Source organism: Enterobacter sp. PTB (genome assembly GCF_051130085.1).
GTDB classification, from domain to species: Bacteria; Pseudomonadota; Gammaproteobacteria; order Enterobacterales; family Enterobacteriaceae; genus Enterobacter; species Enterobacter ludwigii.
Genome location: NZ_JBDKEE010000005.1, coordinates 325,548 through 339,359, shown reverse-complemented (window position 1 = coordinate 339,359; position 13,812 = coordinate 325,548). Strand labels below are relative to the sequence as shown.

General features: G+C 55.9%; 10 protein-coding genes. 3 read left to right on the top strand and 7 right to left on the bottom strand.

Annotated elements, in window-relative coordinates; all coding sequences use genetic code 11:
- Positions 1-110: 110 nt before the first annotated feature.
- From phoH to efeU, 4 genes are all read right to left on the bottom strand, one after another.
- Complete coding sequence (gene phoH / locus AAIR21_RS09275; protein WP_024908976.1) at positions 111-899, bottom strand: phosphate starvation-inducible protein PhoH; 789 nt, start codon at positions 897-899, stop codon at positions 111-113.
- Between the two features lie 499 nt (positions 900-1,398).
- On the bottom strand, positions 1,399-2,682 hold the full coding sequence (gene efeB, locus AAIR21_RS09270; RefSeq protein ID WP_020884708.1) for an iron uptake transporter deferrochelatase/peroxidase subunit: 1,284 nt from the start codon (positions 2,680-2,682) through the stop codon (positions 1,399-1,401).
- A 5-nt stretch (positions 2,683-2,687) separates the two neighbouring features.
- On the bottom strand, positions 2,688-3,815 hold the full coding sequence (gene efeO / locus AAIR21_RS09265; RefSeq protein WP_183516464.1) for an iron uptake system protein EfeO: 1,128 nt from the start codon (positions 3,813-3,815) through the stop codon (positions 2,688-2,690).
- A 42-nt stretch (positions 3,816-3,857) separates the two neighbouring features.
- Positions 3,858-4,691 carry an iron uptake transporter permease EfeU gene (efeU, locus tag AAIR21_RS09260; RefSeq protein WP_020884710.1) on the bottom strand — a complete coding sequence of 278 codons (834 nt, stop codon included), beginning with the start codon at positions 4,689-4,691 and terminating at the stop codon, positions 3,858-3,860.
- 251 nt (positions 4,692-4,942) lie between these two features.
- Here efeU and AAIR21_RS09255 point away from each other — a divergent pair, with 251 nt between their 5' ends.
- The gene (locus tag AAIR21_RS09255) at positions 4,943-6,127 is read left to right on the top strand and encodes a NupC/NupG family nucleoside CNT transporter (protein WP_183516465.1); all 1,185 of its coding nucleotides are present in this window, start codon (positions 4,943-4,945) and stop codon (positions 6,125-6,127) included.
- A 32-nt stretch (positions 6,128-6,159) separates the two neighbouring features.
- Here the strand turns inward: AAIR21_RS09255 and AAIR21_RS09250 are convergent, their stop codons facing one another.
- Together AAIR21_RS09250 and putP are read right to left on the bottom strand one after the other, a co-directional pair.
- Positions 6,160-6,579, bottom strand: coding sequence for a DUF3574 domain-containing protein (locus tag AAIR21_RS09250; RefSeq protein WP_014169506.1), 420 nt, complete (start codon positions 6,577-6,579; stop codon positions 6,160-6,162).
- A 115-nt stretch (positions 6,580-6,694) separates the two neighbouring features.
- Entirely contained in the window at positions 6,695-8,203 is a 1,509-nt protein-coding gene (gene putP / locus AAIR21_RS09245; protein WP_020884712.1) for a sodium/proline symporter PutP, read from the bottom strand.
- A 423-nt stretch (positions 8,204-8,626) separates the two neighbouring features.
- Here putP and putA point away from each other — a divergent pair, with 423 nt between their 5' ends.
- Positions 8,627-12,589, top strand: coding sequence for a trifunctional transcriptional regulator/proline dehydrogenase/L-glutamate gamma-semialdehyde dehydrogenase (putA, locus tag AAIR21_RS09240; RefSeq protein ID WP_050736621.1), 3,963 nt, complete (start codon positions 8,627-8,629; stop codon positions 12,587-12,589).
- 100 nt (positions 12,590-12,689) lie between these two features.
- Complete coding sequence (locus tag AAIR21_RS09235) at positions 12,690-13,085, top strand: lysozyme inhibitor LprI family protein (RefSeq protein WP_020884714.1); 396 nt, start codon at positions 12,690-12,692, stop codon at positions 13,083-13,085.
- On the opposite strand, the gene rutR is transcribed toward AAIR21_RS09235, so the two are convergent.
- Entirely contained in the window at positions 13,082-13,720 is a 639-nt protein-coding gene (gene rutR / locus AAIR21_RS09230; RefSeq protein ID WP_014169502.1) for an HTH-type transcriptional regulator RutR, read from the bottom strand. The two genes, AAIR21_RS09235 and rutR, sit on opposite strands and share 4 nt — an antisense overlap.
- Between the last annotated feature and the right edge of the window lie 92 nt (positions 13,721-13,812).

Sequence of the window (13,812 nt, the reverse complement as noted above, 5' to 3'; positions counted from 1 at the left end):
AGATAAGAGCTCGTACGAAAGTACGGGCTTTTTTCTTTTATATTCCCCGGACAGGACGCCCGCACAAAAAACAAAGCCCGGTTTCCCGGGCCTTGAACACAACGGCTAACTCAATAGTACGCTTGCAACGTACGCTGGCAGAGCGCTGAACGCACGCAGTCTTCTTTCGTGAAGCGTACCACCCCAATCATCTCATCTTCCTCAAAACGTGACATGGCGTCGCTCAGTCCGGACTTCACGCCCGACGGCAGATCGCACTGGGTAATATCACCATTGACGATGACCGTCACGTTTTCCCCGAGGCGCGTTAAAAACATCTTCATTTGCGCTGCGGTCACGTTCTGAGCCTCGTCAAGAATGACGACCGCATTTTCAAATGTACGTCCGCGCATATAAGCGAACGGCGCGATTTCCACCTTGCCAATCTCTGGTCGCAGACAGTACTGCATAAAGGATGCTCCCAGACGTTTCACCAGCACGTCATAGACGGGCCTGAAGTAAGGGGCAAACTTCTCTGAAATATCTCCGGGCAAGAAGCCAAGATCTTCATCAGCCTGCAGTACCGGACGGGTGACAATAATTCTCTCCACGTCTTTATGGATCAGCGCCTCTGCCGCTTTGGCTGCACTGATCCACGTTTTCCCGCATCCGGCTTCGCCGGTTGCAAAGATGAGCTGTTTACTCTCGATAGCATTCAGGTAGTGCGCCTGAGCCTCATTGCGCGCCACAATTGGAGAATTATCACGGCTGTCTCGGGCCATGCCAATTGCTTCTACGCCACTCATCTGCACAAGCGAGGTGACCGATTCTTCTTCACGCTGTTTATGGCTACGTGAATCCCGTCTCAGCACACGTTTTGCTTCGCGACGAGCTTTGATCACTGCTTTTTGTCTTCCCATGGATAGCACCTTGAGTTGTTGGTATTCATCACACGTGCCAGTTTCAGCACGATTATGCGCACGAACATCAGAGGGTTGGCTTCCTTGTAAGCCATTGCTTGCTTTACCGGATGACGCAACAGAACGGCTACGCGCACCATTCTGCACGTCGGTCGAAAGAGATTCTTGAGTCGAGGGGGATAATTTTGTGGTGAGGAAATCGCTGCCGGAGTCTGAGCCTCCGCGCCGGGTGCTGCGGGTGTTGTGTTTACCATGTCCAGTACAGGACGCAACCATTCGCGATCTCCATAGTGATTCAGCATCACTGCCGGGAACTACCGCTGTCTTATCTTAAGTACATCAGGAGTTATCATAAATGCAACATTTATTTTACCTGAACGTAACTTTAAGACTGTCCCTACAGTGGAAATCAGTCTCATACAGGAATATTACAGAAATATAACAGCAGGACAGGCATATGAAAAAATAATGTCCCCGCGAATTATCGCAGGGACAATTATCAGGCTTCAATCAACCCTTGAGCGAGATAGGCGTTGCGATCGCGTGCGCCAGGCAGGGCAAAGAAATAACCGCCGCCGATGGGTTTAATGTACTCTTCCAGCGCTTCCCCGTTTAAGCGTTTCTGTACGGTCAGGAAGCCCTTCTCCAGGTCGTGCTGATAGCAGACAAACAGCAGCCCCATATCGAGCTGGCCGGCGTTGGTTACGCCAAGTGAATAGCTATATCCCCGACGCATCATCAGGCTGGATTGTGTCTCTTTGGTACGCGGATTGGCCAGGCGGATATGGCTGTCCAGCGCGATGACATCGCCATTCGGATCGCTGGCGTAGTCAGGCACATCATGCTCGTTCTTCATCCCGAGCGGAGCGCCACTCTGTTTATCGCGGCCAAAAATCGTCTGCTGCTCTTTGAGCGGCGTACGGTCCCAGAACTCCACGTGGAACTGAATAATCCGCACCGCCTGATAGCTTCCCCCCACAGCCCATGCCGGCTCGCCCTGATCGGCCGTCACCCAGACCACCTCTTTCATGAGCGGGTCATTACGGCTGTCCGGGTTGGCCGTGCCGTCTTTAAAGCCCAGCAGGTTAACCGGCGTCTCTTTCCCTTTGCTGCGGGCGGCATGGTCAGAGATAAACCCTTCCCGCTTCCAGCGAACGCTCAGCAGGTCCGGCGTGTGCTTGATGATGTCGCGCAGCGCGTGGATCACCGTATCCTGGGTGTTGGCGCAAATCTGCAGGAGCAGATCGCCGTGGCAGAGAGCAGCATCCAGAGAATCATTCGGGAAACGCGTCATTTTCTGCAGTGCTTTTGGCTTCTGTTTTGCCAGCCCGTAGCGCGCATCAAACAGCGACTCACCGAGCGAAACGGTTATCGTCAGGTTATCCGGAGCGATGAATGCCCCGAGGATACCGGAGTCCATCGGCGGCAGACGCGGGTTAGGCGTGTCCGGCGCCGGACCACCGGCGGTGAGAAACGCGATGCGCGTCGTCAGCAGGCGGAACAAACGCTCAAGATCGGCTTTATCGCTTGCCAGCGAATCAAAAGCCACCAGCATCATGGAGGCCTGCTGTGGCGTCAGAATGCCCGACTGATGCTCGCCATAAAAAGGCTGCGTCTCCATGCGTGCATTGGGTGACAGCGTGCCGGGAGCACTTTGCGGTTTCGCCGCATGCGCCACCGGGCACCCTCCGGCCAGAGCAAGGGCGCCCCCCAGCGCCCCTACCCCTTTTAACAATCGACGACGTGAAGGTTCCACCACGTCGTGTTCATTCTGCTTGTTCATCGTGCTTAATCCAGACCCAGTACGCCACGCAGCAGGGAGAGATCTTCCGCCAGTGTGGTAATCGGGCCTTTCAGCGCGTTACGGTCGGCATCGGTCAGCTTATCGTAGGTTTCAAACCCGTCTTTGGTACGGTACTTCGCCAGAATGGTGTCGACTTTTTTGAAGTTGGCATCCACTTTCGCCAGCAGTTCGCTGTTATCTTTCTGCAGCTGAGGACGCAGCAGATCGACAATTTTCTGCGCGCCATCGACGTTCGCCTGGAAGTCCCACAGGTCGGTGTGGCTGTAACGGTCTTCTTCACCGCTGATTTTACTTGCCGCCACTTCTTCAATCAGACCCGCGGCACCGCCCACCACTTTTGATGGCGGGAAGGCCAGCTCACTGATGCGTTTTTGCAGCTCAAGCACGTCACTGTTCAGCTGATTGGCATATTTATCCATCCCTTTGAGAGTGTTATCGCCAAACAGGGCTTTCTCCAGACGGTGGAAGCCGGTAAATTTCGGGTCGGCGGCTTTCTGCTCAAAATCATCTTCTCGGGCATCAATGCTGCCATCCAGGTCAGAGAACAACTCGGCAATCGGCTCAATACGCTCGTAATGCTGACGGGTTGGCGCATACAGGGATTTCGCTTTCGCGATATCGCCCGCTTTTACTGCATCGGTGAAGGCTTTGGTACCGGTAGCCAGGTCCGCCGTCTCTTTGATGACATACGCTTTATATGCAGTAATCGCATCACCCAGGCTCAACAGGGCCGTGCCTTTTCCGGCGTCCGCCGTGGCGTTGCCCTTCACGATAAGCTTGCCTTTAGGGTTCGTCAGCAGCCCGCAGGTCATCTCATATTCACCCGGCTGCAGGTTGGCGGTCATCTTCTGACTAAAGCCTGGCGCGATATTTTCACGCTCTTCCACCACCATGACGCCTTTCAGGATTTCCCACTCCAGCGCCTTCTGGCTGTGGTTCTGAATAATAAACTGGGTTTTGCCGCTGTTGACCGTGATGGTCATTGGCTCGCACTGCTTATCATTGACCGAAACCTTGACCTGCGGAACATCCGCGCCCCAGGCGGAAAATGCTGAAGCGAACAGCGCGGCAATGCCTGCGCATAACGCACTACGACGGAACTGAATTGCCATGACTCTTCCCTTTAAAAGTATGTTGTAACTAATGCAGACAGATTACGGCGCAACGCGCGACGTCTGAGTGCCGGTGCGCGGCGGCATGGCAAACAGCACCAGCGCCGGAACCAAATAGATAAAGTACATCGCCACTTCGCTGACGCTCGGCGTTTCCTGGTAACCAAATATACCTTCGAGCAAGGTACCGGTCAGGGAGTGCGTTGAGAGCACGTTACTGAGGTCGAACGCCACTTCCTGGAAGTGATTCCACAGGCCCGCTTCGTGGAAAGCGCGGATCGCCCCCGCCGCCAGCCCAGCGGCCACCAGCAGAATAAACAGGCTGGTCCATTTAAAGAATGCACCCAGGTTAAGGCGAATGCCGCCCCAGTAGAGCAGGAATCCCAGCACCACCGCAGTGGCCAGACCCAGCATCGCACCCAGCGGTGGCCAGATCCCCACATCCTGCTGAAATGCCGCCAGCAGGAAGAAAACCGACTCCAGCCCTTCCCGCGCCACGGCGAAAAAGACCATCATGATCAGCGCCCAGCCGTGGTTATTGCCCTTTTGCAGGGCGTTATCCACCGCCTGCTCCAGCTGCACCTTCACGTTGCGGGACACTTTACGCATCCAGAACACCATCCAGGTAAGGATTACCACGGCAATAACGGCCACGATCCCTTCAAACAACTCTTGCTCTTTCTGGGGAAACTCACCGGTGGTTTCATTGATAAGAATGCCAAGGCCCAGACAGAGTGCTGCGGCGAGGAATACCCCAATCCACATGACACCAATCCAGCGTCCACGCTGGGTTCGCTTCAGATAACTGGCGATGAGGCTGACGATGAGGGCCGCTTCGAGACCTTCACGTAACATAATGAGAAATGGAACAAACATGCCGACACCTTAAATGTTTATCGCGGTCAACTGATGCAAAGAAAGGTAAATTCTTGTGATAGTGATTATCATTACGCCAGCAAGAAAAACAAGCGAAATGTGTGTTGTTTTGATGACGAGTTGTAAACACCCAGCCTGGTAATAATTGCTGGCGTTATCGTTAAGTTTATAAGTTATAGCGAAAATGCCCATTTACGGTTAATCAGGGCTGTGGCTAAATATCTGCCTCAAAAACCAACTGAAAATTAACCATGTTTAACATTATCCATTTCCTGCTGGCGCTGGTGATTATTCTTGCGCTTGCCTGGCTGGTGAGTTTCGACCGCCGAAAAATTCGCATTCGTTTTGTTTTACAGCTGATTATCATTGAAATAGCCCTGGCGTTCTTTTTCCTGCATGCCGAAAGCGGGCTGTTCATTATTAAATATGTCTCGGGATTCTTTGAGTCACTGCTGAAATTCGCGGCTGAAGGCACCAATTTCGTCTTTGGCGGGATGGGTGAAAAAGGACTGGCGTTCATTTTCCTCGGCGTACTTTGCCCGATTATTTTTATCTCCGCACTGATTGGTATTCTTCAGCACTGGCGAATTCTGCCGATTTTTATTCGGGTGATCGGGACACTGCTGTCAAAACTGAATGGCATGGGTAAGCTGGAATCGTTCAACGCGGTGAGCTCGCTGATCCTCGGACAGTCTGAAAACTTTATTGCCTACAAGGGTGTACTGGGCGACCTCTCCTCTCGTCGTCTCTTCACCATGGCGGCCACGGCCATGTCGACAGTATCTCTGTCGATTGTCGGTGCCTATATGACCATGCTCGACGCCAAATTTGTCGTTGCCGCGCTCATCCTGAACATGTTCAGCACCTTTATTATTCTCTCCATTATCAACCCGGCGCGCCCGGAAGCAGAGCCGGACATCAAGCTTGAAAAGCTGCACGAGTCCCAGAGCTTCTTCGAAATGCTTGGCGAGTATATTCTGGCCGGTTTTAAAGTGGCGATGATTATTCTGGCGATGCTGATTGGCTTTATTGCCCTTATTAGCGCCGTTAACGCCCTCTTCTCCAGCGTATTTGGTATGAGCTTCCAGCAGATCCTGGGCTATGTATTTTATCCGCTGGCGTGGCTGGTTGGTATCCCACTGAGCGACGCGTTGAATGCCGGCAGTATTATGGCAACCAAGCTGGTCGCAAATGAATTTGTGGCAATGATTGAGCTGCAAAAAATTGCGCATCAGATGTCACCCCGCGGACTGGGCATTTTGTCCGTTTTCCTGGTGTCGTTCGCTAACTTTGCCTCTATCGGCATTGTGGCCGGGGCGATCAAAGGCCTGAACGAGCAACAGGGGAACGTGGTATCGCGTTTTGGCTTACGTCTGGTGTATGGCGCGACGCTGGTCAGTTTGCTGTCCGCCAGCTTTGCAGGACTGGTGCTGTAAGCGATAACGGCGGGTTCTCCCGCCGTTTTTCATTAAAACTGCACGCACACCGGTTGATCGACCCGCATCACCGACTCCTGCGCGAAGCGTGATTTATAAATACCGCGCAACGCTTCAATATTCTTCTCGCTCTGCGCATCTTTACCGTGGATCAGCATAAGCGCCTTGCTCGGTTCACGCGCCACTTTCCCGTCGTTACCCAGCCACTGCCCGCGCGCATCAAAGACCGTCAGGCCATCGCGAAAACGCGGCGTCACGTCCTGGTCAACGAACTGCTGCCACTCGCCGGTGGTAATTTGCGCCCCTGCAGGACGGTTTAGCCCGAAATAGAGCGTGGTTTGCTGCATCTGGTTATCCGCTTTGCAGGTCTCCATCGCCGCGTGTTGCGACGGCACACTGCAGCCCGCCAGCATCAATAATGCCGCTGCCATTACCCCTGTTTTGATTGTCATGCTTCGCTATCCTCATTGTTATAAGCACAGCGATATCATCGTAAATTGCGGATTTTGGCAAGAAAAAAGCCGGGTAGCGCGCGTGCTTACCCGGCCTGACTATCAGCGAAAAAGATTACTCAGCCTGCAGCTTAGACGGCGGTGCAGTATGATAGTGTGCGTCTGCTTCAGCAAAACGTTTCTGCATTGAGGCAGAAGGCGCTTTACCCAGCAGGCTGAACACCACAATGCCGATACTGCCGAAGATGAAGCCCGGGATAATTTCGTACAGACCGAGCCAGGCGAACTGCTTCCAGACGATAACGGTAAGCGCACCGATAATCATCCCCGCCAGCGCGCCGTTGCGGGTCATGCGCGACCACAGCACCGAGAAGAGCACCACCGGACCAAACGCCGCACCAAAGCCCGCCCACGCGTAGCTTACCAGGCCCAGCACGCGGTTCTCAGGGTTTGCCGCCAGCGCAATGGCAATTAAGGCCACCACCAGCACCATGAAACGCCCCACCCATACCAGCTCTTTCTGGCTCGCATCTTTACGCAGGAACGCTTTGTAGAGGTCTTCGGTGATTGCACTTGAGCAGACCAGCAGCTGGCAGCTCAGGGTGGACATCACGGCCGCCAGGATCGCGGAGAGCAGAATACCGGCAATCCACGGGTTGAACAGAATGCCCGCCAGTTCGATGAACACACGCTCGGCGTTCTGGTTTACTGCACCTGCCTGCGCCGGGTTATTGTTGAAGTAAGCGATGCCGAAGAAACCAACCGCACAGGCACCCGCCAGACAGAGGATCATCCACGTCATACTGATACGACGGGCATGAACAATCGTGTGGTGAGAGTCAGCGGCCATGAAGCGCGCCAGAATGTGCGGCTGACCGAAGTAGCCCAGACCCCAGCCCATCAGAGAAACGATGGCGACAAAGTTCAGCCCTTTCAGCATGTCGACGTTTTCAATGCTCTTCTGCTTAATCACTTCCAGCGAATCAGCAAAGCCGCCGACGGTGAAGATGACAATGACTGGCGTCAGGATTAGAGCGAAGATCATCAGGCTCGCCTGCACGGTGTCAGTCCAGCTTACGGCCAGGAAACCGCCCACGAAGGTATAGAGAATGGTTGCCGCAGCACCGGCCCACAGCGCCGTTTCATAGCTCATGCCGAAGGTGCTTTCGAACAGGCGCGCACCGGCCACAATGCCAGAGGCACAATAGATGGTGAAGAACACGAGGATAACCAGCGCAGAGATAATACGCAGCACGCGGCTGTTATCTTCAAAGCGTCCGGTGAAGTAATCCGGCAGGGTCAACGCATTGTTGTTGGCTTCGGTATGCACGCGCAGACGGCCTGCAACCAGCTTCCAGTTGATCCATGCCCCGACGGTCAGGCCAATGGCGATCCAGCTTTCAGAAATACCGGAGATGAAAATCGCCCCCGGCAGCCCCATCAGCAGCCAGCCGCTCATGTCGGACGCGCCCGCAGAGAGTGCGGTAACCATCGGCCCTAAGCTACGCCCGCCCAGAATGTAGTCGTCAAAGTTCTTTGTTGAACGCCATGCCAAAAACCCTATCAGGATCATGCCAAATATATAAACGAGAAATGTCACCAGCATCGGTGTGCTAATTGCCATTCAAATTCTCCAAAATGTCGAGCGACAACCGTCCGGGTTGCCTTGTTATGTCATCACCGGAACGTAGTGATGTGTGTATGTGTTTCTGTTGGCCGCGCGTATCCTGCCGTAAGCAGTGCTCGCACACAAACGATTTAACACTGCATTTACATCAAATTCATCCCTGGTTTTATACGTCTTTCGTATAGGTTGCACTCGCTCACGCTTTTACGGGTTGCACCTTTTAAAAGTGTTAAGTCCCGCATAAAAACAGGCCTCTCATCCAGAAGCCAACACTTTTTTCCAGCTAACCATCTCTTAACAATCCATTCATTTCCTGGGTTGCAAACCAGGTCACATTTAACACGGTTGCACAAAGTTGCAACATGGTGGATATTTCACGCTATCGATAGCACACGACGACAGAACAACAGGAGCTTTGGCATGGGTATGACCACCATGGGGGTTAAGCTGGATGACGCAACCCGCGAACGGATTAAGACCGCAGCAACCCGCATTGACCGCACGCCGCACTGGCTAATCAAGCAGGCGATTTTTAACTACCTCGAAAGACTCGAAAGCGATGAGGGGCTGCCAGAGCTGCCCGCGCTGCTGGCGGGTGCAGCCAATGAAAGTGATGAGGTTTCCGCCGCTGCTGACGAAAACCATCAGCCGTTCCTTGAATTCGCCGAGCAGATCCTGCCTCAGTCGGTCAGCCGCGCCGCCATTACCGGTGCTTACCGTCGTGCCGAAACCGACGCCGTACCGATGCTGCTGGAGCAGGCCCGTCTGCCAGAAGCCATTGCCTCTCAGGCGCACAGCCTGGCGTATCAGCTTGCCGACAAACTGCGTAACCAGAAAAATGCCACCGGCCGCGCCGGAATGGTACAGGGTCTGCTGCAGGAGTTTTCCCTCTCCTCTCAGGAGGGCGTAGCGCTGATGTGTCTGGCGGAAGCGCTGTTGCGTATTCCTGACAAAGCCACCCGTGACGCACTGATCCGCGACAAAATCAGCAACGGTAACTGGCAGTCACACATTGGCCGCAGCCCGTCGCTGTTCGTCAACGCGGCGACCTGGGGCCTGCTGTTTACCGGCCGACTGGTCTCGACTCATAACGAAGCCAACCTCTCTCGCTCCCTGAACCGCATCATCGGCAAGAGCGGTGAACCGCTGATCCGCAAAGGCGTGGATATGGCGATGCGCCTGATGGGCGAGCAGTTTGTTACCGGCGAAACCATCGCGGAAGCGCTGGCCAACGCCCGTAAGCTCGAAGATAAAGGTTTCCGCTACTCTTACGACATGCTGGGTGAAGCGGCGCTGACCGCCGCCGACGCGCAGGCTTATATGGTCTCTTACCAGCAGGCGATTCACGCCATTGGTAAAGCGTCAAACGGTCGCGGTATTTATGAAGGCCCGGGGATCTCCATCAAGCTCTCGGCCCTGCATCCGCGCTACAGCCGTGCGCAGTACGACCGGGTGATGGAAGAGCTCTATCCGCGCCTGAAATCCCTGACCCTGCTGGCGCGCCAGTACGACATCGGTATCAACATCGATGCCGAAGAGGCCGACCGCCTGGAGATCTCCCTCGATCTGCTGGAAAAACTGTGCTTCGAGCCGGAGCTGGCAGGCTGGAACGGAATTGGTTTCGTTATCCAGGCGTATCAGAAACGTTGTCCGTTCGTGATTGATTACCTGATTGACCTGGCAAGCCGCAGCCGCCGTCGCCTGATGATCCGCCTGGTAAAAGGCGCCTACTGGGACAGCGAAATTAAACGCGCCCAGATGGAAGGTCTGGAAGGCTATCCGGTCTATACCCGCAAGGTTTACACCGATGTCTCATACCTTGCCTGCGCGAAAAAACTGCTCGGCGTGCCGAACCTGATTTACCCGCAGTTTGCCACCCATAACGCCCACACTCTGGCGGCCATCTACAGCCTGGCCGGTCAGAACTACTATCCGGGTCAGTATGAGTTCCAGTGCCTGCACGGCATGGGTGAACCGCTGTACGAGCAGGTCACCGGTAAAGTGGCGGATGGCAAACTGAACCGTCCGTGCCGTATTTATGCCCCGGTGGGCACCCATGAAACCCTGCTGGCGTACCTGGTGCGTCGTCTGCTGGAGAACGGGGCGAACACCTCCTTCGTTAACCGTATCGCCGATACCACCCTGCCGCTTGACGAGCTGGTTGCCGATCCGGTGCAGGCGGTTGAGAAGATGGCGGCCCAGGAAGGTCAGATTGGCCTGCCGCATCCGAAGATCCCGCTGCCGCGTGAACTGTACGGCAAAGGTCGCGTGAACTCCGCGGGCCTGGACCTGGCGAACGAACACCGTCTGGCCTCCCTCTCCTCCGCCCTGCTCAACAGCGCGCTGCAGAAATGGCAGGCCAAACCGATTCTGGAGCAGCCCGTCGCTGATGGCGAAATGCAGCCCGTGATTAACCCGGCGGAGCCAAAAGATATCGTCGGCTACGTGCGTGAAGCAACCGAAGCAGAAGTGGATCAGGCGCTGGACAGTGCGGTGAATAACGCGCCAATCTGGTTCGCGACGCCGCCGCAAGAGCGTGGCGCCATTCTGGAACGTGCTGCGGTGCTGATGGAAGACCAGATGCAGTCGCTCATCGGGATCCTGGTGCGCGAAGCAGGTAAAACCTTCAGCAACGCCATTGCCGAAGTTCGTGAAGCGGTCGACTTCCTGCACTACTACGCAGGCCAGGTTCGTGATGATTTCGATAACGAAACCCACCGTCCTCTCGGTCCGGTGGTGTGTATCAGTCCGTGGAACTTCCCGCTGGCGATCTTCACCGGCCAGATTGCCGCCGCACTTGCCGCAGGCAACAGCGTGCTGGCAAAACCGGCGGAGCAGACCCCGCTGATTGCCGCTCAGGGTATTAACATTCTGCTGGAAGCGGGCGTGCCTGCGGGTGTCATACAGCTGTTGCCGGGCCGCGGTGAAACGGTCGGGGCGAAACTGACCGCCGATAACCGTGTGCGCGGCGTGATGTTTACCGGCTCGACTGAAGTGGCCTCCCTGCTGCAGCGCAACATCGCCACCCGTCTTGATGCGCAGGGGCGTCCAACGCCGCTCATCGCTGAAACCGGCGGCATGAACGCCATGATCGTCGACTCCTCCGCGCTCACCGAGCAGGTGGTGGTCGATGTTCTCGCCTCCGCCTTCGACAGCGCGGGCCAGCGCTGTTCCGCCCTGCGCGTGCTGTGTCTGCAGGATGACGTGGCAGACCACACGCTGAAGATGCTGCGCGGCGCGATGGCCGAATGCCGCATGGGTAACCCGGGCCGTCTCACGACCGATATCGGGCCGGTTATCGACGCGGAAGCCAAAGCAAATATCGAAAACCACATTCAGACCATGCGCGCCAAAGGCCGTCCGGTCTTCCAGGCCGTGCGTGAAAACAGCGAGGATGCCCGCGAGTGGCAGACCGGCACCTTTGTGCCGCCAACGCTGATTGAACTGGCCAGCTTCGACGAGCTGAAAAAAGAGGTCTTTGGCCCGGTATTGCACGTGGTGCGCTACAACCGTAACAACCTCAACGAGCTGATTGAACAGATTAACGCCTCCGGCTATGGCCTGACCCTCGGCGTGCATACCCGCATCGATGAGACCATCGCTCAGGTGACCGGCAGCGCTAAAGTAGGCAACCTGTACGTGAACCGTAACATGGTCGGCGCGGTGGTGGGCGTACAGCCATTCGGCGGTGAAGGTCTGTCAGGTACCGGTCCAAAAGCCGGTGGTCCACTCTACCTGTACCGTCTGCTGGCAAACCGTCCGGACAATGCGCTCGGCGTGACGCTGGCACGTCAGGATGCCGAACGTCCGGTGGACGCGCAGCTGAAGGCCGTGCTGACACAGCCGCTGGAGGCGCTCATCACGTGGGCAGAAACACGCCCGGAACTGCGCGCTGTCGCACAGCAGTATGGCGAACTGGCGCAGGCGGGAACGCAGCGCCTGCTGCCGGGGCCAACCGGTGAGCGCAACACCTGGACGCTGATGCCGCGCGAGCGTGTGCTGTGCGTGGCGGACAACGAGCAGGATGCGCTGGTTCAGCTGGCCGCCGCTGCTGCAACCGGTTGTGAAGTGCTGTGGCCGGAAGATGCACTGCATCGTGACCTCGCGAAACAGCTGCCGAAAACGGTCTCTGCCCGCATTCATTTTGCGAAGCCCGATGCTCTGCTGACTCAGTCGTTTGATGCCGTTATCTATCACGGTGATTCCGACCAGCTGCGCGAACTGTGCGAGCAGGTAGCGGCCCGCAGCGGTGCGATTGTTTCGGTACAGGGCTTTGCCCGCGGCGAAACCAACCTGTTGCTGGAACGTCTGTACGTTGAGCGCTCGCTCAGCGTGAACACCGCGGCGGCGGGCGGTAACGCGAGCCTGATGACAATCGGTTAATCGTGTAAAATATCCCCGGTGGCACTACGCTTATCGGGGTGACAAAATAACCAGGGCCGGATAAGCACAGCGCATCCGGCTTTTTTACATGGAGGGGATGATGAAAAGATATCTGATCGCGGGGGCTGCATTGCTGCTGAGCGCGAACGCGCTGGCAGAAGAGTGCGCAAATGCGACCACCCAGCTTGAAATGAACACCTGTACGGCGCAGCAGTACCAGGCCGCCGATAAAAAACTGAATCAGACGTATCAGGCTGCCATCAAACGCGCAGAAGCCCCACAGCGTGAGCTTCTGAAAAAGGCACAGCAGGCGTGGATTGCCCTGCGCGATGCCGACTGCAACTTTATAGGGTCGGGTACTGAGGGAGGCAGCGTCCAGCCGATGATCATCAGCCAGTGCCTGAACGAAAAAACCGTTGAGCGTGAAGCGTTTCTTGCCTCACTGATGCAGTGTGAAGAGGGCGATTTAAGCTGCCCTCTTCCGCCGGGAAACTAACGCACGCGGATCCCTTCAATGATCATCTGCTGAACGTTTTCCAGCGTGCTGTGGAAAAACGCCTCATCCTGAAGCGTCTTACCGGTTACCGCTTCAACCTGGGCCGCAAAGTCAGCGTAATGCTGAGTGGAGGCCCAAATCATAAAGATCAGATGATGTGGGTCAACTGGAGCCAGCTTCCCGCCCGCCACCCATCCGGCAATAATGGCCGATTTCTCGTCAACCAGCTGTTTTAGATCCCCGGTCAGTTCCGCCTGCAACAGCGGTGCGCCCTGCAGCATCTCCAGGCAGAACAGCCGTGACGCCTGCGGATAATCACGCGACACCTCCAGCTTCAGGCGAATGTACTCCCTGATCGCCACCAGCGGGGCAAGCTCTTCGCGAAACGCCTTAAGCGGCGCCAGCCAGATATCGAGGATCTGCTGCATCACCGCAATATAAAGCGCCTCTTTCGACGGGTAGTAGTAGAGCAGATTCGTTTTCGACACCCCGGCCTGTTCCGCCACCTGCTCCAGGCGCGTGCCATGAATACCAAACTGCGAAAAGGTCTCCAGCGCCGCACTCAGGATGGCCTGCTTCTTCGCACTGACCGCCTGCGAACGTTTACCGGGTGTTTTCACTGCACCTTGTGTCATTCCCGCTCTCCATATTTTGCGTTGCCATCAGCATAGCAAAACCCCTCACCGACCACGACACTCTGCACTCCGATCGCGCATGAATGCCTGTT